Genomic DNA, 20,246 nt, shown 5'->3' on the forward strand with positions numbered 1-20,246 from the left:
CGTGGGCTGCCGTCTCCGGCGAACCAACTCGAAAAGAATACCCCAGCAGTCGCGAGGCACGAAATCGAGCCCGTCAGGCGGGTTCCCCGGGCGCGTCGTCCGCCGACGCGGTCGCCTGCTTCACGCGTCGGCGGTGGGCCGCGAGGCGCGGCAGGTCGACCAGCACGAGGCTCTGGATGCGGGCAGCGCGCATCCGGTCGTAGTCGGGCTCGAGGTCGGGACGGGCGGCTTCGATCTTCAGCGTGCTGTCGATGTTGCGCGCCACCTCGGCCCACGCCGCCTCGCGCGCCGCCTCGACGAGCGTGCGCAACTCCTCCGGGTCGTCCGCCCGGCGGCGGAGCTCGGCGGCGGTCCGCTCGGACTGCTTGCGCCGTCGGCGCAGGTTGCGCACGTCGCGGCTGCGGTAGTCGTGCGTACCGTCGGAGTCGCTGTGGCGCCGCCGCGCGAGCCGGCGTTCGCGCTCGGCCCGCGCCGCATCCTGGTCCGCCTCCGCGGCGAGCGTCAGCAGGGTCTCCTTCGCATCGGGGAGGAAGGCGTCGGCCTCGAAGCCCTCGCCGTCGGCGAGGATGTGCACGAGGATGCGGTTCTTCAGCGCGAGCCGGGTCGCCGCGGCGGCGATGTAGACGCCCTCCGCGACGATCTCGTCGAGTTTGGGTCGCTTCGCGCGACCGCGGGCATCGCCCTCGCGGTCGTCACGGTGATCCTTCGCAGCCACTGCACCCCCTCCTCCGACTCTACGCGCCCGCTCCGACGCGGCCCCGGGCGATTCCCATCCTTCGGGCGGGGTGCGCCCCGGGTCCGCACCGGACCCGGCTCGGACGCCGGCGGCCGTCGTCCGGTTCACCCGCCGAGCTTCGCGACGATCCCCTCGATGCGGCGCGCACGGGTGGCCGCGGCCTTGGCCCCTTCGACCGCCACGACGTGCGCCTTCCGTCCGCTCGGCGGAAGCTCGTCGAAGGCCTCGCGGACGCCGGCGATCGCGAGGGCGGCCGCGAGGTCGGCGGGCACCTCGACCCGGCGCGGGGCGGTGTCGAGCACGACGTCGACCGTGATCGCGTCGCCGCCGCGCAAGCCGGTCTCGGCGCGCTTGTCGGCACTGAAGGGGATGAGCGACCGGCCGGCCATGACCCCGACCGTGCTGCGGAACGCGTAGCCGTTCACCACGACCGAGACCGGCGGACGCCTGCCGCCGCCGAGCGCCGCGATGACCTCGTCCGGCACCTCGATGCCGGTGTTGTTGCCGACCTGGTGGAGCGTGGTCTCATAGCGCATGCAGCGAGTATGACGATCGACGGCGACGCCGTCGACCCCTCCGGGATGCGGGGTGCGCCGCGACTAGCGAGGGGGCGTCCGCGGCGCAACCCCGACCCCCGACGAAACCGGCCGACGTAGCGTCGTCGTGACGCGTCCCGCTCCCCCGGACGGACGCGTTCGGCTTCAGCGAAAGGAGCAGGACATGGGTTTCATGGATGACGCGAAGGATGTCGCGGAGACCGCCGGCCGAAAGGTCAAGGAGGGCTTCGAGGACACGAAGGACCGCATCGGCGACCGGGTCGACGAGGCCAAGGCCGACGCCGAGGTGCGCAAGGCCGAGGCGGACCGCGACCGGGTCGAGAAGCGGAACGACATCAAGGAGAACCTGCGGGACTGACGTCCCGCCGACGAACCGAAGGGCCCCGGATGGATTTCCCGGGGCCCTTTGCCGTGTCCGCCGCGCGTCGCGCGACGACTCAGATCGCGGCGATGCGCCAGGACGCCTCGACGGCGGCGCCCGGCTCGATGACGAGCAGCCCCGTCTCGAACGGGTAGCGCGCGTCGTTGAACGCGTCGGGCGCGCAGGTCATGGGTTCGACGGCGAGGCCCGCCCGGTTCCCCTCCCCGCCGCCGGGGAGATCGGCGGTGTGGATCTGCACCCACCCGCACCGCTCGTCCCAGCTGAGTTCCACACCCGTGCCGGACGGGTCGACGACACGCACGACGGCTCGTCCGTCGTCGCCGCGGGCGAGGTCGGTGTAGGCGTGGTCGATCTCGGCGGCGCCGATCGGTCGGGCCGCGCGGTAGTCGAAGCGCGCCGGGTCGTCCGCGTCCACCGCGGCGAGCGACGTGGGCGCGAGCCGGTCGTCGGTCACGTGCAGCACCTGCGACGCCGGGAGTTCCAGCGTCCACTCGTCCAGCGGCGCGGGCCCGGCCACGAGGTACGGGTGCGGGCCGGTGCCGAACGGTGCGGGCTCCGCGCCGAGGTTCTCCGCGCGGACCGTCTGGGTCAGTCCGTCCTGCCCGAGGAAGAACCGCGTCGACACGCGCACCCGCCACGGGTACCCGGCCTGCGCCTCGATCACGGCGGCGAGCTCGACATGATCGGACCCCTTGTCGACGGTCTCCCAGTCGAGCCAGACCGCGAGCCCGTGCAGGGCGTGCCCGCGGTCGGGCTCGGTCAGCGCGAGCCGGTGCTCGGCACCGCCGAAGCCGTACACGCCGTCGACCACCCGGTTGGGCCACGGGGCCAGGGTCACCCCCCGGTACGCGGGGCGCACCGCATCCGCCTCGAAGCCGACGACCAGCTCGCGCCCGTCGTGGCAGAGCGTGCGCAGGGTCGCCCCCACGCTCGCGACCGACGCCTCGTAGGCGCCGGCCCGCAGCAGGTGCTGCGTCCCGGAGAGCGGGGTGCCCATCAGAGGCCCTGCGCGAGGCGGTAGTACGCCTGGTTCCAGCGGAGCTCCTGCCGGAAGCCGCGGACCGTGGTGTCCTCGTCGATGACGAGCAGCTCGGTGCCGGCGATGTCGGCGAAGTCGCGGAAGACCTCGATGCCCACGGCCGTCGTCATGACGGTGTGGTGCGCCGCGCCGGCCTCGAGCCAGCAGGCGGCCGAGGTGGCGAAGTCGGGGGCGGGCTTCCAGACCGCACGGCCGACCGGCAGGTTCGGCAGGTCGGGGGCGTCGACGTTCTCGACGACGTTTGCGACGAGGCGGAAGCGGTCGCGCATGTCGCTCATGGCGACGACCAGCGCGGAACCTGCGTCTGCGGTGAAGACCAGGCGCACCGGGTCCTCCTTGCCGCCGATGCCGAGCTCGTGGATCTCCAGGCGGGGCTTCGCGGTCGTGAGCGAGGGCGAGACCTCGAGCATGTGGGCGCCGAGGATCTTCTCGTCGCCGGCGACGAGGTCGTAGGTGTAGTCCTCCATGAGGCTCGCGCCCCCGGGGAGGCCCGCACCCATGACGTTGGCGACGCGGACGAGGATCGCGGTCTTCCAGTCGCCCTCGGCGCCGAAGCCGTAGCCCTCGGCCATGAGTCGCTGCACTGCCAGGCCGGGCAGCTGCTTGAGGGCGCCGAGGTCCTCGAAGCTCGTGGTGAAGGCGCCGAAGCCGCCCTCCTCGAGGAAGGAGCGCAGGCCCAGCTCGATCGCCGCGCCGTCGCGGAGCGACTGGTGCCGCTCGCCGCCCTTGCGCAGCTCGGGCACGACGTCGTACAGCTCCTCGTACTCGGCGACGAGCGCATCGACGTCCGACTCGGATGCGGCGGCGACCGCATCCGCCAGCTCGTTGACGCCCCAGGTGTTCACCTGGACGCCGAAGCGGAGCTCGGCCTCGGTCTTGTCGCCCTCGGTGACCGCGACGTAGCGCATGTTGTCGCCGAAGCGGGCGAGCTTGAGGCTGCGGACCGCGGCCCAGCCGGCGGCGGCGCGCTGCCAGTCCTCGATCTTCGCGAGCACGGCCGGGTTCGAGACGTGGCCGACGACGGTCTTGCGGGCGACGCCGAGGCGCGACTGGATGTAGCCGAACTCGCGGTCGCCGTGCGCGGCCTGGTTGAGGTTCATGAAGTCGAAGTCGATCTCGGCCCAGGGCAGCTCGACGTTCGCCTGCGTGTGCAGGTGCAGGAGGGGCTTGCGGAGGGCGTCGAGGCCGGAGATCCACATCTTCGCGGGGCTGAAGGTGTGCATCCAGGCGATGACGCCGATGACCTCGTCGCGGGCGTTCACGTCGAGGGCCAGGCGGCGGATGCTGTCGGCGTCCTTGAGCACGGGCTTCCAGACGACCTTGACGGGCAGGCCCGCGAGGCCGGCGACGACCTGCTGCGACTGCTCGGCGACCTGGCGGAGGGTCTCCTCGCCGTAGAGGTTCTGGCTGCCGGTGACGAACCAGATCTCGTAGGCGTCCAGGGAGGTGGTCAGGGGGGTGCGGCTCATGGACGACTCCTTGTCTCGTGGCGCGACCGCGCGCCATCCGGAAATGTTACCGGTCACAATCGCGTGCCGCCACCCGCTGCCGTGCGTCGTCGCCGCGCCGCCGCACACGTCACGGCGCGTTCATCCGTCGCGAATGCAGGGTGCCGCTGGCCAAGACCCTGCATTTGCGGCGGATGAGCCGTGGGTCAGCGTGCGAGCGGGGCGGTGGAGGCGCGGACGAGGAGCACGGGCGCGACGTCCAGGGTCTCGGCGTCCGGCACCGGGACGTCGAGCGCGGCGGCGACGCAGCGACGCGCCTGGCCGGCGAGGTCGACGCGGACGGTCGTCAGGGCGGGGCGGTAGTACGCCGCATCCGGGTTGTCGTCGAACCCGACGACGCTCATGTCGGCCGGCACCGACAGTCCCGCGGCGTCGAGGCCGGCGATGACCCCGAGCGCCATCTGGTCGTTCGCGACGACGAGCGCGGTAGGGCCATCGCCCGCCGCGACCGCGCCGGCGATCCGCGCCGCCACGGCGGATCCGGATGCGGCCGACCAGTCGCCGCGCCACTCGCCCGCCGGGGCGAGCCCGTGCGACCGCAGCGCGTCGGCGTGCCCGGCGGCACGCGCCCGTTCCTCGAGCCATGCCGGCGGCCCCCCGACGCGGGCGATGCGGCGGTGCCCGGCGGCGACGAGGTGGTCGACGACGAGCTGGGCCGCCTCGCCCTGCGCGGCGAGCCCCGCGTCGTCGTGGAACGCCAGCACCCGCACCCCGGCGGCGCGCTCGGCCACCGTGTCACGCGCCCGTTCGTGCAGGGCGACGAGCACGATCCCGTCGACGCCCTGCCCGAGCAGGTGGTCGACCGCCTGACGCACGGATGCGGGGTCCTCCGCATCCGTGTAGGCCGTGACGATCCAGCGCCCGGCCTCGCGGGCGGCATTCTCGAGCTCGGTGATCGCGGCGGCCGGACCGTACAGCGACGCCTCGGAGGCGATGACCCCGAGCGTGCGGCTCGAGCGGGTGCCGAGGGCGCGTGCGGCGTTGTTCACGCGGTAGTCGAGCTCGGCCATCGCCTCGAGGACGCGGCGACGGGTCTCCTCGCGGATGTTCGGGTGACCGTTCAGCACGCGGGACACCGTCTGCGTCGACACGCCGGCGCGCTCGGCCACCTGCCGGACGCCGACCCGCGACGGTGTGTCCCCCATGACGTTCATCCCCTCAATCCTGCCCGCATCCGGGCATGCGCGCCGCGTCCCGTTCCGCGAGTGCGCATCCGTTCCGCGAGTGCGCACCCGATCGGATGCTCGTTCGCGAAACGGGTGCGCACTCGGCGGGGGTCACGGCCGTGTCAGAGCGCGGTCACCGCGGCGGCCTCGGCGGCGAGGCCCGCGCGGTAGCGCTCCAGGTAGCGGTCGTAGCCGGCGACGTCGTCCGCATCCGGCGCGACGACGCTGAAGTCCGCGCCCGCGAACACCGCGTCTCGCAGGTACGCGGCCAGGTCGCGACCCGCGCCCTGCGTGCGGAACGCGGCGAGCACCGCCATACCCCATGCGCCGCCCTCGCCGGCGGTCGCGGCGACGGCCACCGGCGCGTCGATGGCGGCCGCGAGCATCCGCTGCGCGACACCCGCGGTGCGGAACATGCCACCGTGGGCATACATCGCGTCGAGGGCGACGCCCTCCTCGGCGAGCACCCGCATCCCGAGGCTCAGGGTGCCGAAGACGCCGTAGATCTGGGCGCGCATGAAGTTCGGCAGCGTGAGGCGGCTGTCGGGCGTGCGGATGACGAGCGGGCGCCCCTCGGACAGGCCGGCGATCGGCTCCCCCGCCAGGTGGTTGTAGGCGAGCACGCCACCGGCGTCGGTCTCGCCCTCGAGCGCCTGCGCGAACAGGGTGCCGAACACCGCATCCGCGTCGAGGGGCGTGCCGGCCGCCGCCGCGAAGGCGCCGAACAGGCCGACCCACGCCGACAGCTCGCTCGCGCCGTTGTTGCAGTGCACCATCGCGACCGGGTCGCCGGCCGGGGTGGTGACGAGGTCGAGTTCCTCGTGCACGCGCGACAGGCCGCGCTCGAGCACGACCATCGCGAAGATGCTCGTACCGGCGCTGACGTTGCCGGTGCGCGGCGCGACGGCGTTGGTGGCGACCATGCCGGTGCCGGCGTCGCCCTCGGGCGGACAGACCGGCGCACCGGCGGCGAGCGATCCCGTCGGGTCGAGGAACGCCGCGCCTTCGGCGGTGAGCGAACCGGCGTCGGCGCCGGCTGGCAGCACGGCCGGGAGGAGGTCGCGGATGCGGTCGGCACCGCCCGCCAGGCTGTCGAACCTGGCGATGAGGTCGGCGTCGTAGTCGCCGGTCGCGGAGTCGATGGGGAACATGCCGGATGCGTCGCCGACGCCGAGCACGCGCTCCCCGGTCAGACGCCAGTGGACGTACCCGGCGAGGGTCGTGAGGGAGCGCACCGCGGGCACGTGCGGCTCGGCGTCGAGGACGGCCTGGCGGTAGTGCGCGATCGACCAGCGCAGGGGGATGTTCACGCCGAACAGATCGGTGAGCTCCGCTGCGGCCGCGCCCGTCGAGGTGTTGCGCCACGTGCGGAACGGCACGAGCAGTCCGCCGTCGGCGTCGAAGGCGAGGTAGCCGTGCATCATGGCGGAGACGCCGACTGCGCCGACGGAGGCGAGCTCGACCCCGTGGATGCGGGCGACCTCGGCGCGGAGCGCCGCGTACGCGGCCTGCACGCCCGTCTCGACCGCGTCGAGCGAGTAGGTCCACACCCGGTCGACGAACTCGTTCTCCCATTCGTGCGCGCCGGTCGCGAGCACGACGGAGGGGTCGTCGGCGCGGACCAGGCACGCCTTGATGCGGGTCGAGCCGAGCTCGATGCCGAGGGCCGTCGCCCCCGCGGCGATGACGTCGGTGTGGTCGGTGTGCTGGCTCATCTGTGAACTCCGTCCGGCTGGATCGCGTGCCGTGGATGCGCACCGGTGCGCGCATCGCTCCGATGTTACCGGTCACAACGAGCCTTCGGCACCCGCGTGCGTGGTGGACTGGAAACGCAGTGGGAGGGAGTGGACCGTGTCGGAGGATCCGCGGCTCGCGGCCGCCCGGTACCGGATGCGGAAGGACCTCGGCCCGGACGCCGAGGCCGAGGCCGAGGCCGAGGCGGCAGCATCCGAGGGTCCGTCACGCGGCTCGACCGCGGCCGAGCGTGCGGCCTTCGTCGAGGTCTCGATCCAGCAGGCGATCCGCCGCGGCGAGTTCGACGACCTCCCCGGTGCCGGGAAGCCGCTCGAGGGGCTGGGCGACCGCTACGACCCGGACTGGTGGATCCGCCGCAAGATCGAGCGCGAGCAGTTGCGCGGGCTCGGGCCCCCGGCCATCACGCTGCGCACCGAGGACCGCGAGCTGGACGCGCGGCTCGACGCGATCCCGCGGGAGGCCGAGGTGCGCGAGGTGCTCGAGGACTTCAACCTGCGGGTGCGCGAGGCACGCCGGCAGCTGCTCGGCGGTCCCCCGGTGGTGACGCCGCTGCGCGACGTCGAGGCCGAGCTCGACGCGTGGCGTGCGCGCCGGGCCGCCCGCGACGAGGCCAGGCGCGCCGCGGCCGAGGCGGAGGCCGCCGAGCGCCGCCGCCGGCCCTGGTGGCGGCGGCGCGGCTGACATGACCCGCCCGCCCCCGCACGTCCCGTGTTCAGAACTCCGGACATCTGGCGCCACCGGCCGCGGCAACCGGTTGCACACCGCCGTCGGGGCGATCCGTCCTGAGTTTTGCGCGCAGCCGGCCCGTTCCCCGGCACGCGCACCCGGCCGAGCGCGCCGGCTCAGCGCCGCCGGGAGAGCACCGCGAGGTGCAGCGCCGTCTGCGTCTCACCGTCGTCGAGGTCGACGCCCAGCAGCTGCTCGATGCGCTCCAGCCGCTGGTAGAACACCGACCGGGACAGGTGGGATGCGGCGGCCGCCGCGGTGCGGTTGCCCGGGTGGGCGAGCATCGCCTCGAGCACGTCGAGCAGGTCGCCGTCCTTGCGTAGGTCGTGCGCGAGGAGCGGCGCCAGCATCCGTTCGCCGTGTGCGAGGAGACGGTGGTCCCCGGAGAGCTCGCCGATGAGGCGGGCGAGCGGCCGGTCCTCGGCGCGGAGCACGCCGGCGCCGCTGCCCTCGGCGAGCGCCACGGCCTCGCGGACCGAGCCGAGCGCGGCGTCGACGGCGTGCGCGTCGTGACCGATCGCGACGACGCCGCCGCGACCGGCGACCGCGAGCAGGCGTTCGGCCGCCGCGTCGTCGACCCTCGTCCCCGCCGGCAGCGAAGCCAGCACGCCGGTCACCCGGCCTCGCGCCGCGACGAGCACGCGGGCACCCGGAGGCAGGGCGGCACCGATCGCCGATGCGTCGCCGCCGCCGCGCAGCGCGAGCCCGACCAGCACGCGCCCCCGCACCGGGAAGCCGGCGGCCTCGAGGCGGGCGGTGACGGCGGTCTCGTGCGCGAACCTGCCGTCGAGGAGCGTGTGCAGCATCCGGGCCGAGCCGAACCGGTCCCACTCGGCGGTGCCGCCCTCGGCGAGCCGGCCGATCGCGAGCGCGATCGCGGCCTGCTCGAGGACGCTCCGGCGACCGGCGGGATGCTCGGGGCCGGGCAGGGCGATGAGACGGCCCCAGCGCGATCCGCGCGCTTCGACCGGCACCCGCAGCAGGTCGTCGCGGTCGAGACGGGACCGTTCGATCCAGCCCACGAGGGCGGCCTCCTCCTCGACGTCGGCGAAGGCGGCCACGACGACCTCGTGCGCGAGGTTCTCGAGCACCACGCCGCTACCGAGCGTCTGCGACGCCTGCCGGACGACATGGTCGGTGGGCGCGCCGCGCAGGGCGAGGGCGGTGAAGCGCTCGCGGACGTCGTCACGCGCGGCGAGCGCCGTGGTCTGCGCGGCGATGATGCGCGCGTGGACGGCCTCGGTGACCGCCACGAAGCGGATCTCCCGGTGCAGGGCCACGACGGCGAGCGCGTGCCGGTCGGCCGTGCGGACGACCGCCTCCGGCACCCGGGCGAAGCGGGTGCCGAGCTCGAGCACGATCCCGGCGATCCCCACCGCCACGAACCGTTCGACGAGGGCCTCCAGGGCGGCGTCGTCGGTCGGCCAGGCGCTGCCGGTGGTCAGCAGCAGCTCCCCGCCGTCGAGCAGCCTCGCGACGTCGGGGTTGTCGGATGCGTGCACCCACCGCACCGGGGCGTCCAGGCCCTCGCGGCCCGCCGCGACCTCCGGCATCCCGGCGCGGACGGCGTCGATGGCGAGCACGTCGCGCACGCGCCCCGCGACGAGTCCGGGGCCTGCCGGACGATCTGTCCGATCGATGCCGGATTCGGGACGGTCGGCCACTGCACCACCCCCTGCTTCCCTGCGATGCTTGCTTCGACCGGTATCACCGGCCCCGATCATTCTGTCCGTTGCCAGCATACGGAGCCCGCATGACCATCATCCGTCACCACATCGCAGGCCAGGAGGCGGGCGCGGCCGAGCGCACCGCCCCGGTCTACAACCCGGCCACCGGCGCCGTCGGCGCCGAGGTCGCGCTCGCCTCCACCGCCGAGGTCGACGCCGCGATCGAGGCCGCCGCCGCGGCCCTTCCCGGCTGGCGCGCGACCGGCCTCATCCGCCGCGCCGACGTCTTCTTCCGCCTGCGCCAGCTCCTCGTCGAGCGTCAGGACGACCTGGCCGCGATCATCACGCGCGAGCACGGCAAGGTCTTCTCCGACGCGAAGGGCGAGATCAGCCGCGGCATCGAGAACGTGGAGTTCGCGGCCGGACTCGTGCACCTGCTCAAGGGCGAGCACTCCGAGCAGGTCTCCCGCGGTGTCGACGTGCACTCGGTCAAGCAGCCGGTGGGCGTGGTCGGCGCGATCACCCCGTTCAACTTCCCGGCGATGGTCCCGCTGTGGATGGCCGCGTCGGCGATCGCGTGCGGCAACACGGTCGTGCTGAAGCCGAGCGAGAAGGACCCGTCCGCGTCGCTGTTCATCGCGAAGCTCTTCGAGGAGGCGGGCCTTCCCGCCGGCGTCCTGAACGTCGTGCACGGCGACAAGGTCGCGGTCGACGCGATCCTCGACAGCCCGACCGTCCGCGCCGTGAGCTTCGTGGGATCCACCCCGGTCGCCAAGGCGATCTACGAGCGCGCGAGCGCGAACGGCAAGCGCGTCCAGGCGCTCGGCGGCGCGAAGAACCACATGGTCGTCATGCCCGACGCCGACCTCGAGGGCGCGGCGGACGCCGCGGTCTCGGCCGCCTACGGCTCGGCCGGCGAACGCTGCATGGCCGTCTCGGTGCTGGTCGCGGTCGGCGACGAGACCGCCGACGCGCTCGTCGCGAAGGTGTCGGAGCGGATGCGGGCGCTGCAGATCGGCGACGGCACCGACCCGGCCAGCGAGATGGGGCCGCTCATCACCCGCGAGCACCGCGACAAGGTCGCGTCCTACGTGACCGGCGCGGCCGCGGAGGGCGCCACGGTCGTCGTCGACGGCACGCAGCAGTCCTTCGACGGCGACGGGTTCTTCATCGGCACGAGCCTCGTCGACCACGTGCGCCCGGGCATGAAGGTGTACGACGAGGAGATCTTCGGTCCGGTGCTCTCGGTCGTGCGCGTCCAGACGTACGAGGAGGCCGTCGAGCTCATCAACGCGAACCCGTTCGCGAACGGCGTGGCGATCTTCACCCGCGACGGCGGCACCGCCCGCCGCTTCGAGTTCGAGATCGAGGTCGGCATGGTCGGCGTGAACGTGCCGATCCCGGTGCCGATCGGCGCCTACTCCTTCGGCGGCTGGCGCAACTCGCTGTTCGGCGACTCGCACATCTACGGCCCCGAGTCCGTCCACTTCTACACCCGCAGCAAGGTCGTCACCTCGCGCTGGCCCGAGCCCAGCGAGTCGCAGATCGACCTCGGTTTCCCGAGCAACCACTGATCCGGAGGCGATGATGACCGTACAGACCGAGACGGATGCCGAAGCCGTCGTCCGCGCGGACGACCGCGGCCACGTGTTCCACTCCTGGAGCGCGCAGGGCGCGATCGACCCGCTGCCCGTCGCGGGTGGCGAGGGCTCGACCTTCTGGGACTACCGCGGCAACCGGTACCTGGACTTCTCCTCGCAGCTGGTGAACCTGAACCTCGGGCACCAGCATCCCGACCTCGTCGCGGCGATCCAGGAGCAGGCCGGGCGCCTCGCCACCATCCAGCCGTCGATGGCGAACGACGTGCGCGGCGAACTCGCGCGGCGGATCGTGGAGGTCGCCGGCCCGTCGTTCCAGAAGGTGTTCTTCACCAACGGCGGCGCCGACGCGAACGAGAACGCGGTGCGCATGGCGCGCGCGTTCACCGGTCGCCGCAAGGTGCTGTCGATGTACCGCAGCTACCACGGCAACACCACGACCGCGATCAGCCTCACCGGCGACCCGCGACGCTGGCAGAACGAGCCGGGCGACGGGTCGGTCGCGCACTTCTTCGGCCCGTACCTCTACCGGTCCGCGTTCCACGCGACCACCCCGGAGGAGGAGACCGAGCGCGCCCTCGCCCACCTGGAGCAGGTCATCGTGCTCGAGGGCGCCGGCACGATCGCGGCGCTGGTGCTCGAGACGGTCGTCGGCACCAACGGCGTGCTGGTGCCGCCGCCGGGCTACCTCAAGGGCGTCCGCGAGCTGTGCGATCGCTACGGCATCGTGTACATCGCCGACGAGGTCATGGTCGGCTTCGGCCGTGTGGGCGAGTGGTTCGCCTTCCAGGCGCACGACGTGGTCCCCGACCTCATCACCTTCGCGAAGGGTGTGAACTCGGGCTACGTGCCGCTCGGCGGCGTCGTGATCTCGGGCGAGATCGGCCGGTTCTTCGACGACCGCGTGTTCCAGGGCGGGCTCACCTACTCCGGACACCCGCTGGCGTGCGCCGCGGGCGTCGCGACGTTCGAGGTGTTCGAGCGCGACGGCATCCTCGAGCGGGTGCGCGACCTCGGCGAGCGCGTGGTGGCCCCGACGCTGGCCGAGTGGGCCGAGCGGCACGCGTCGGTCGGCGAGGTGCGCGGCTCGGGCCTCTTCTGGGCCGTGGAGCTGGTGCGCGACAAGGCCACCCGGGAGCCGCTCGTGCCGTTCAACGCGGCCGGCGCGGACGCCGCCCCGATGGGCGAGTTCGCCGGCGCCTGCAAGCGGGCCGGCCTGTGGCCGTTCATCCATTTCAACCGCACGCACGTCGCCCCGCCGCTCGTCATCGCCGAGGACGAGCTGCGCCAGGGCCTGGAGATCATCGACCGGGCGCTGGAGACGGCCGACGCCTACGCGCGCTGACGCCAGTCGTCGTCCGCACCGCCCCCGCCGTCGCCCACCGACGGCGGGGGCGGTGTCGTCATGCGCGTGGTCGGGACGGCGGCGGCGAGCACGACGCGATGCCCGTCCTGGGCGAGGCGGGTCGGCACCCCGAGCCGGACGAGTCCCATCCCGGCGCGCAGTCGCGTGCGCAGCCGCCCGGGGGTCGCGACCCGCACCCCCAGCACGCCGCCGCCGGCGTCGCGCACCGTGACCTCGGCGTCCCGCGCCGCGGCGTGCTTCACCGCGTTCACGAACGCCTCGCTGACCACGTCCGCGACGCGCCGCGAGGTGGTCCGGTCGGCGAGGTCGGCGGATGCGGCGGCGTCGATCTCGGTGCGGATGCGCAGGACCGGCGACCAGGCGTCCACGAGCGCGCGGAACGGATCCTCGTCATCCTCCTCCCGGGGCGCGAGCACGCGGTCGAGCCGTTGCCCGATCGAGCGGATGAACTCCTCGACCTGGGCCGGGGTCGCGGGCTCATCCTCGATCCCGGCCGCGAACACGACGCAGCGGCTCTGCACCTCGCCGTGGAGGGTGTCGGCGGCCCGGTGCACGAGCTCCGTCGTCGGTTCCGGGCGTCCGGATCCCGTGGCACGGATGGCCCAGAGCGCCTCGGTGAGCACCCGCTGCTCCGTCTCCGCCCGCCGGAAGGCGCCTTCCGCGAAGGCGGCGAGGATGGTGAGGGCCGGGATCGCCGGCACCGGGATCATCCAGATGAGCTCGCCTTCCCCCGCCACGGCCAGCAGCGCGAGCGGGACCGCCGTGCCGGTGACGAGGGAGCAGCAGATCACGAGGATCCCTCGCACACGCGGGGTGCGCTTCGCGGCGATGAACCAGGCGAGCAGCTCGCCAGCCGCCGTGACCCCGAAGACGACGAGCGCGCCGAGCGCGACGGTCCACGGCGGGAGTGTGCGCAACCCGTAGGGGAGGCTGGCGAACGTGAAGGCCGCGGCGACCAGGCCCACCGGCGGCGGTTCCAGCCGTGCCAGGAACGAGGGACGCGTGCGGACACCGTCGGTGGGGAGTCCGTTGTCGGCGAATTCGTCGAGATCGTGGCTGGCCTGCCGCACGGCGTCGGAGAAGGTGCGCACCCGTTCGAAGTCGACGACGCCCGTGCGCAGCTCGGCGGCACGTGCCCGCAGTTCCTCGACGACCGCGACGACGCGGGCCCGGGCCCGCCGCGCCTGCAGGCCCGTGCTGATGTCACCGCCGGCGAGCGCCGCGAGTGCGGCGCGCATCCGCCGGTTCACCCGGTTCGCGGTGTCGCTCGCCTCGACCGCGACGGCGACCATCGACAGCAGCACCAGCCACACCACGGCGTTCATGAGCATCCGCAGCGGCAGGTCGCCGGTGACCGGCCAGTCCGTCCACGAACGCACCAGCAGGTCGTTGAGCAGCGGCCGGAGCACGGACACCACGAGGGTCGTGCCGACCACCGTGACGCCGCGCGCGATCGGCGAGCGCAGCCGTCGCTCGGCGATGGCCGCCGGCAGCACGAGCAGGAAGCACGGCACCCAGCCGATCGCGGAGAGCACCATCGCGGTCGCGACCTCGTGCAGGTCGTCCGGCCGGCCGTACAGCGCGAGGATCGTGGCGGAGACCGGCAGGGCGACCAGCGCCGACCACCATGTGAAGAACCGTCCGCCGCTGACGGCGTCCCGCCATCGGTCCAGGACCGGCCCCCAGGCCGCGACGACGGGCGGCACCGCGCGCACCTCGTGCATCGCTGCATCTCCCCCGGGCCCTCGGGCAGGGCCGCAGCAGACACTCTACCGGCGGGATCGCTCCCGGCCGAGGGTCACAGGGCGGACAGGGCAGCGTCCAGGTCCGCGATGAGGTCGTCGACCGACTCGATGCCCACCGAGAGACGCACGAGTTCGACCGGGACGGCGAGCTCCGTGCCCCGCACCGAGGCGTGGGTCATGGCGTCGGGGTAGTTCAGCAGCGATTCCACGCCACCGAGCGACTCGGCGAGCGTGAACAGCTTCGTCGACTCGGAGAACCGTCGGGCGGCGGCGCCGTCCGCGAGCTCGAGCGAGACGATGCCGCCGAATCCGCGCATCTGCCGGGCGGCGAGCTCGTGTCCGGGGTGCTGCGGCAGGCCGGGGTAGTAGACGCGGGCGACGCGGGCGTCGGCGGCGAGGAACCGCGCGACGGCCTCGCCGTTCTCGCTGTGCCGCTGCATCCGCACCGCCAGCGTCTTGATGCCCCGGGTGGTGAGCCAGGCGTCGAGCGGGCCGGAGACGGCACCGGCGGCGAACTGCAGGAACCTCGCCTGCTCGGCGAGGGCGTCGTCGTTCAGCACGAGCGCACCGCCGACGACGTCGGAGTGCCCGCCGAGGTACTTCGTGGTGGAGTGGACCACGACGTCGGCACCGAGCGCGAGCGGCTGCTGCAGCGCGGGCGAGGCGAACGTGTTGTCCACCACGACGAGCGCGCCGGCGTCGTGACCGAGCCGGGCGAGTCCGGCGATGTCGCTGATCTTCAGCTGCGGGTTGGAGGGCGTCTCCACCCACAGGATGCGGGCGGGCCGCTCCTCGAGCGCCGCGCGCACCGCATCCAGGTCGCTCATGTCGACGACCCGGAGCCCGACCCCCCAGGGGCCGAGGATGCGGGCGATGAGGCGGTACGTACCGCCGTAGACGTCGCTGCCGAGCAGGACCTCGTCGCCGGGCTTCAGCACGGCGCGCAGGAGCGCGTCCTCGGCGGCGAGCCCCGAGGCGAACGACAGGGCGTGCGCGCCGCCCTCGATCGCGGCGAGCTGCTGTTCGAGCGCGGTGCGGGTGGGGTTGGCGCTGCGGCCGTACTCGTAGCCGCCGCGGAGGCCGCCGATGCCGTCCTGCGCGTACGTGGTCGAGAAGTGGACCGGCGGGATGACCGCACCGGTGGTGGGGTCGAACGCCTGCCCGGCGTGGACGGCGAGGCTGTCGAACCCGCGGGCGGGGCTGTCGGGGGTGGTCATCGTGCGGCTCCTGCGGGGTCCGTGGTGAAGGTGGCGGGGACGAGGGGTGCGGCGGGGTCGGGGAGTTCGTACCCGCGGGCCCGCATCCAGTCGTCGTCGTAGAGCTTGCTGAGGTAGCCGCGACCGTGGTCGGGGAGCACGACCACCACGAGCGCCTCCTTCGGCAGCTCACGGGCGACGCGCAGCGCCGCGGCGACCGCCATGCCGCTGGAGCCGCCGACGAGCAGCGCCTCCTCGCGGGCGAGGCGACGGGCCATCGCGAACGACTCGGCGTCGTCGATCCGCTCGTACCGGTCGACGACGGCCGGGTCGAAGGTGTCCGGGAGGAAGTCCTCGCCGACGCCCTCGACGTCGTACCCGTGGACGGGTCCGCCGGAGTAGATCGAGCCCTCCGGGTCGGCGCCGATGACGGTCACCGCGCCCTCGGAGACCTGCTTGAGGAACCGACCGGTGCCGGTGATGGTGCCGCCCGTGCCGATGCCGGCGACGAAGTGCGTCACGAGACCGTCGGTGTCGCGCCAGATCTCGGGGCCGGTGGTCTCGAAGTGGCCGCGCGGTCCGTTCTGGTTCGCGAACTGATTGGGCTTGAAGGCGCCGGGGATCTCCCGCGCGAGCCGGTCCGAGACGCTGTAGTAGGAGCGCGGGTCCTCCGGCGGCACGTTCGTCGGGACGATGACGACCTCGGCGCCGTAGGCGCGCAGGACCGCGACCTTCTCGCCGTCGAACTTGTCGGGCACGACGAACACCATCCGGTACCCGCGCTCCTGGGCGACCAGCGCGAGGCCGACGCCGGTGTTGCCGCTCGTGGGCTCCACGATCGTCCCGCCGGGCTGGAGGAGGCCGTCGCGCTCGGCGGCGTCGATGATGTTGCGGGCGATGCGGTCCTTCGCGGAACCGCCCGGGTTGAAGTACTCCACCTTCGCCAGCACGGTGGCTTCGATGCCCTCGGTGACGCGGCTGAGGCGGACGAGCGGGGTGTTGCCGACGAGTTCGGCGACGCTGTGTGCGTAACGCATTGCGGATGTCCTGTCCGTGGGGGCGCCGTCACCGGGACGGTGGGCGCAGGGTCGTGTGGTCGGAGGTGGTCGGGCGCGCGGCGATGCGCGGGGGATCACTCAGCGACAACAACGACAGGTCAGCACGCGATCGACCCTATACGACCCCTCCGGGCGTCGCCACCCGGCCGTGAAACACACGGACGTCCGGCTCGCTCACCGGGCGGCGACGACGTCGCCCCACGGGGTCGGGCCGACCGCGACCGGCCGTCCCGGGGTCCGCGACCACTGACTCCAGGAGCCGGGGAAGACCCGCGCCTCGATGCCGGCATGGGCGAGGGCGAGCGCGGTGTGCGCGGCGGCGATCCCCGACCCGCAGGAGACGACGAGTCCCTCGGTGGAGCGGATGCCGGCCTGTCCGAGCACGCGGCGGATGTGGAGCGGGTCGCGCAGCCGCCCGTCCGCGTCGATGTGTGCGAGCGTCGGCACGTTGTGGGCACCGGGGATGTGCCCCGCCACCGGGTCCACGCCCGGCACGCTGCCGCGGTAGTGCTGCGGCGAGCGCGCGTCGACGAGCCGGCCCTCGACCGCGGCGGCCGCGGCGGCGTCGATGTCCGCGACACCGGGGTCGGCGTCGGTCAGCACCACGTCGCCCGGCGGCGGCAGCACGTCGCCGCCGTCGAGGAGCCCGCCGAGCCCGATCCAGCCGCGGATCCCCCCGTCGAGGACGCGCACGTCCACGCCTCGACGTCGCAGCAGCCACCAGAGCCGGGCCGCCGCGACCCCGTCGTTGTCGTCGTAGCCCACGACGAGGTCGCCGACCCGGACGCCCCAGCGCCGCGCCGCGCGCTGCAGGCGGTCGAGGGTGGGCAGCGGATGGCGTCCCGCCTCAGGATGCCCCGGCTCGCTCAGCTCCCGCTCGAGGTCGACGTAGACGGCGCCGGGGAGGTGCCCGGCGAGGTAGGCGGGGCGTCCCTCGGGGAGGTCCAGCCGCCAGCGCACGTCGAGCAGCCGCACCGGCCGAGGGCGGTGCAGCGCGTCGGCGAGCTCCGCCGGGGTGATGAGGGGGACCACCCTGCGAGCCTCACCCGGACGGCCCGGGGCGCACCACGGGGTCCGACACATGCCGTCATCCGCCGTCACGCCGCGTCACGCGCCGACACCGGGCGACATCCCTTGCGGGAAGCGCTTGGAGAACGCAACCCCTCGGCCCCCCCGACCCCGGCGCGTAATCTCCTCGCATGTTCGTGCTCTCAGGCGGTCCCCGTGCGGGACAACTGGTCGACGACCTCCCCGTCGGCTACCGCCTCATCGGGGCGCAGGCGGAGGGGCCCTCGCACCTCATCGTCGGCGACATGGTCGCCGCGGTCGCCGTCTGGACCGAGGCGCACGGCACCCCCGCCTGATTCTGCACTTGCGCGCCTTCCGTGCAACAATGCACTACATGAGCGAAAGTGCAGGTGGCGCGCGCGAGCGCCGTCGGACCGAGACGGTGCGCACGCTCGTCCGTCTCGCCCGCACCGCCACCGCCGAGCACGGCATCCACGGGTTCACCGTCGAGGAGCTGTGCGAGTCCGCCGGCCTCTCCCGGCGCACGTTCTTCAACCACTTCGCGTCCAAGGAGGACGCGGTCCTCGGCATCCCGCTCCACACCGACGAGGAGGCGCTCACGTCGGCCTTCATCGCCCGCGGCGGCGCGCACGGCCGGATCTCCCCCACGCTCTTCGACGACCTCGCCGACCTCGCCGTCGCACGGTGGCGCACGATGGACATCGCCCCCGAGACCGCCCGCGAACTCTTCGCCGCGGTGGAACGCGAACCGCGCCTGCTCGCGAGGATGCTGGAGCACGCGGATGCCGCGGCACGCGCCGACGCGCGCCTCATCGAGCAGCGTGAGGGACTGCCGTCGGGCGACCCGCGCGCGCAGATCGCCGCCACGGTGATCGGCGCACTCGTCCGGTCCGCCACCGACGAGTTCCTCGGCTCGGACCGGGCCGAGGCCTTCGAACACGTCTTCCTGCGCCGGATCGCCGCCGCGCGCGACCTCTTCGCGACCCAGGTCGCACCGACCACGGAAGGACCCCGGTGACCACTCCCACCGCGGGCGCGGACGCGCCCCTCCTGCTGACGAAACGCCGCATCTGGATCATCTTCTCGGCGCTCATCGCCGGGATGCTGCTGGCCAGCCTGGACCAGACCATCGTCTCGACGGCGATGCCCACGATCGTCGGGCAGCTCGGCGGCGTCGAGCACCAGGTGTGGATCACGACGGCCTACATCCTCGCCACGACCATCGTCATGCCGATCTACGGCAAGTTCGGCGACGTCCTGGGCCGACGCCGGCTGTTCCTCGTCGCGATCGCGATCTTCACCCTCGCCTCGATCGCCTGCGCGTTCGCCTCCGACTTCTGGATGTTCGTCGTCTTCCGCGCCGCGCAGGGTCTCGGCGGCGGCGGGCTCATGATCCTCTCGCAGGCGATCATCGCCGACATCGTGCCCGCGAACGAGCGCGGCAAGTACCTGGGCCCGCTCGGCGGCATCTTCGGCCTTTCGGCCGTCGCCGGCCCCCTCCTCGGCGGCTTCTTCGTCGACCACCTCACCTGGCAGTGGGCGTTCTACATCAACATCCCGGTGGGCATCGCCGCGTTCGTCATCGCGCTGGTCGCCCTCCAGCTGCCGAACAAGCGGGCGACGAAGCGCATCGACTGGCTCGGTGTCGTGTTCCTGTCCGCCGCGACGACCTGCCTCATCCTCTTCACCGATCTCGGCGGCGACGCCGACTTCGGCTGGAGTTCGCTCGCGACCTGGGCGTGGGGCGTGGGGACGGTCGTCGCGATCGTGCTGTTCATCCTCACCGAGGCGCGCGCGGAGGACCCGATCATGCCGCTCGCGCTGTTCCGCAACCCGATCTTCATCAACGCGACGGCGATCGGCCTCGTGCTCGGCATCGGCATGTTCGCCGCGATCGGGTTCGTCCCGACGTTCCTGCAGATGTCCTCCGGCACCTCCGCCGCCGCGTCCGGCCTGCTCATGCTGCCGATGATGGCGGGCCTCATGGGCACCTCGATCGCCTCCGGCATCGCGATCACCAAGACCCAGAAGTACAAGATCTACCCGATCCTCGGCACGATCGTCACGGGCATCGCGATGGTGTGCATGACGACGCTCGAGGCGGCCACTCCCGTCTGGCTGATCTGCGTCTACCTGTTCATCTTCGGCGCGGGTCTCGGCCTCATCATGCAGGTCGTCGTGCTCGTCGTGCAGAACGCGGTCCCCGCAGCCGACCTCGGCACCGCCACGAGCTCGAACAACTACTTCCGCGAGGTGGGCGCCGCCCTCGGCACCGCCGTCTTCGGCACGCTGTTCACGAGCCGGCTCAGCGAGAACCTCCGCGCGGTCTTCGCCGCGGCGGGGGCGAGCCCGGAGGATGCGGCCCAGGCCACGGCGACGATCGACCCGGCCAAGCTCGCCGAACTGCCGGACGCTCTGCGCACCGGCGTCGTCGACGCGTACGCGGACGCCCTCGCACCGGTGTTCTGGTACCTCATCCCGTTCATCGTCATCGCGCTCGTGCTGGCGCTGTTCCTCAAGCAGATCCCGCTGTCCGACGTCTCCGGGCTCGTCGCCCGCGGTGAGGCGATCGGCGGGGAGGAGGCGGAACGGCTCGAGGCGGCACAGCGTGCGACCGCGCCCGGGCAGGCGCCCGCGACCGCCACCGCGGTCCTCGACCGCGACGCGGACGCGGATCCCGCCCCGGAGTCCGACCCGCGCGCGTGAGCCGGGGCCCGC

The 20,246-nt window shown here is 73.3% G+C and carries 18 protein-coding genes; 7 read left to right on the forward strand and 11 right to left on the reverse strand.

Annotation, left to right across the window (positions count from 1 at the left end; all coding sequences use genetic code 11):
* Positions 1-73 precede the first annotated feature (73 nt).
* Positions 74-715, reverse strand: coding sequence for an asparagine synthase (locus ACWAUO_RS13130; RefSeq protein WP_460776029.1), 642 nt, complete (start codon positions 713-715; stop codon positions 74-76).
* A 125-nt stretch (positions 716-840) separates the two neighbouring features.
* Complete coding sequence (locus ACWAUO_RS13135) at positions 841-1,272, reverse strand: DUF1905 domain-containing protein (RefSeq protein ID WP_460776031.1); 432 nt, start codon at positions 1,270-1,272, stop codon at positions 841-843.
* A gap of 184 nt (positions 1,273-1,456) precedes the next feature.
* Between ACWAUO_RS13135 and ACWAUO_RS13140 the strand changes: the two genes are divergently transcribed.
* The gene (locus tag ACWAUO_RS13140; protein WP_460776032.1) at positions 1,457-1,651 is read left to right on the forward strand and encodes a hypothetical protein; all 195 of its coding nucleotides are present in this window, start codon (positions 1,457-1,459) and stop codon (positions 1,649-1,651) included.
* 79 nt (positions 1,652-1,730) lie between these two features.
* Here ACWAUO_RS13140 and ACWAUO_RS13145 read toward each other — a convergent pair whose 3' ends face one another.
* The 4 genes from ACWAUO_RS13145 to ACWAUO_RS13160 all read right to left on the reverse strand — a co-directional run bounded on the left by ACWAUO_RS13145 (position 1,731) and on the right by ACWAUO_RS13160 (position 7,103).
* Positions 1,731-2,672, reverse strand: a complete 942-nt coding sequence (locus ACWAUO_RS13145; RefSeq protein ID WP_460776033.1) for an aldose 1-epimerase family protein — start codon at positions 2,670-2,672, stop codon at positions 1,731-1,733.
* Positions 2,672-4,183 carry an L-arabinose isomerase gene (gene araA / locus ACWAUO_RS13150; RefSeq protein ID WP_460776035.1) on the reverse strand — a complete coding sequence of 504 codons (1,512 nt, stop codon included), beginning with the start codon at positions 4,181-4,183 and terminating at the stop codon, positions 2,672-2,674. Before araA ends, ACWAUO_RS13145 begins: the two co-directional genes overlap by 1 nt.
* A gap of 185 nt (positions 4,184-4,368) precedes the next feature.
* A complete protein-coding gene (locus ACWAUO_RS13155) occupies positions 4,369-5,376 on the reverse strand; it encodes a LacI family DNA-binding transcriptional regulator (protein ID WP_460776036.1) in 1,008 nt (335 codons plus the stop codon).
* A 134-nt stretch (positions 5,377-5,510) separates the two neighbouring features.
* Entirely contained in the window at positions 5,511-7,103 is a 1,593-nt protein-coding gene (locus ACWAUO_RS13160) for a xylulokinase (RefSeq protein WP_460776037.1), read from the reverse strand.
* Between the two features lie 136 nt (positions 7,104-7,239).
* Here ACWAUO_RS13160 and ACWAUO_RS13165 point away from each other — a divergent pair, with 136 nt between their 5' ends.
* The gene (locus tag ACWAUO_RS13165; RefSeq protein WP_460776039.1) at positions 7,240-7,824 is read left to right on the forward strand and encodes a DnaJ family domain-containing protein; all 585 of its coding nucleotides are present in this window, start codon (positions 7,240-7,242) and stop codon (positions 7,822-7,824) included.
* Positions 7,825-7,985: 161 nt separating this feature from the next.
* Here the strand turns inward: ACWAUO_RS13165 and ACWAUO_RS13170 are convergent, their stop codons facing one another.
* Positions 7,986-9,533: a PucR family transcriptional regulator gene (locus tag ACWAUO_RS13170; RefSeq protein WP_460776040.1), complete on the reverse strand. Its 1,548-nt coding sequence runs from the start codon at positions 9,531-9,533 to the stop codon at positions 7,986-7,988.
* 89 nt (positions 9,534-9,622) lie between these two features.
* On the opposite strand from ACWAUO_RS13170, the gene ACWAUO_RS13175 reads away from it, so the two are divergent.
* Entirely contained in the window at positions 9,623-11,110 is a 1,488-nt protein-coding gene (locus ACWAUO_RS13175; protein WP_460776042.1) for a CoA-acylating methylmalonate-semialdehyde dehydrogenase, read from the forward strand.
* Positions 11,111-11,123: 13 nt separating this feature from the next.
* The gene (locus ACWAUO_RS13180) at positions 11,124-12,479 is read left to right on the forward strand and encodes an aminotransferase class III-fold pyridoxal phosphate-dependent enzyme (protein ID WP_460776043.1); all 1,356 of its coding nucleotides are present in this window, start codon (positions 11,124-11,126) and stop codon (positions 12,477-12,479) included.
* Here ACWAUO_RS13180 and ACWAUO_RS13185 read toward each other — a convergent pair.
* The 4 genes from ACWAUO_RS13185 to ACWAUO_RS13200 all read right to left on the reverse strand — a co-directional run bounded on the left by ACWAUO_RS13185 (position 12,467) and on the right by ACWAUO_RS13200 (position 17,531).
* Positions 12,467-14,224: a hypothetical protein gene (locus ACWAUO_RS13185; protein ID WP_460776045.1), complete on the reverse strand. Its 1,758-nt coding sequence runs from the start codon at positions 14,222-14,224 to the stop codon at positions 12,467-12,469. The two genes, ACWAUO_RS13180 and ACWAUO_RS13185, sit on opposite strands and share 13 nt — an antisense overlap.
* A 74-nt stretch (positions 14,225-14,298) precedes the next feature.
* A complete protein-coding gene (locus ACWAUO_RS13190; RefSeq protein ID WP_460776046.1) occupies positions 14,299-15,462 on the reverse strand; it encodes a cystathionine gamma-synthase in 1,164 nt (387 codons plus the stop codon).
* Positions 15,459-16,478 carry a PLP-dependent cysteine synthase family protein gene (locus ACWAUO_RS13195; protein ID WP_460776048.1) on the reverse strand — a complete coding sequence of 340 codons (1,020 nt, stop codon included), beginning with the start codon at positions 16,476-16,478 and terminating at the stop codon, positions 15,459-15,461. Before ACWAUO_RS13195 ends, ACWAUO_RS13190 begins: the two co-directional genes overlap by 4 nt.
* A 195-nt stretch (positions 16,479-16,673) precedes the next feature.
* Complete coding sequence (locus ACWAUO_RS13200; RefSeq protein WP_460776049.1) at positions 16,674-17,531, reverse strand: sulfurtransferase; 858 nt, start codon at positions 17,529-17,531, stop codon at positions 16,674-16,676.
* 167 nt (positions 17,532-17,698) lie between these two features.
* Between ACWAUO_RS13200 and ACWAUO_RS13205 the strand changes: the two genes are divergently transcribed.
* The 3 genes from ACWAUO_RS13205 to ACWAUO_RS13215 are packed head-to-tail and all read left to right on the forward strand — an operon-like array spanning position 17,699 to position 20,234.
* Entirely contained in the window at positions 17,699-17,863 is a 165-nt protein-coding gene (locus tag ACWAUO_RS13205) for a hypothetical protein (protein ID WP_460776050.1), read from the forward strand.
* Positions 17,864-17,901: 38 nt separating this feature from the next.
* Positions 17,902-18,546, forward strand: a complete 645-nt coding sequence (locus ACWAUO_RS13210; RefSeq protein ID WP_460776052.1) for a TetR/AcrR family transcriptional regulator — start codon at positions 17,902-17,904, stop codon at positions 18,544-18,546.
* Positions 18,543-20,234 carry an MDR family MFS transporter gene (locus ACWAUO_RS13215; protein WP_460776053.1) on the forward strand — a complete coding sequence of 564 codons (1,692 nt, stop codon included), beginning with the start codon at positions 18,543-18,545 and terminating at the stop codon, positions 20,232-20,234. Before ACWAUO_RS13210 ends, ACWAUO_RS13215 begins: the two co-directional genes overlap by 4 nt.
* Positions 20,235-20,246 lie beyond the last annotated feature (12 nt).

This window comes from Microbacterium sp. GXF7504, assembly GCF_054798235.1.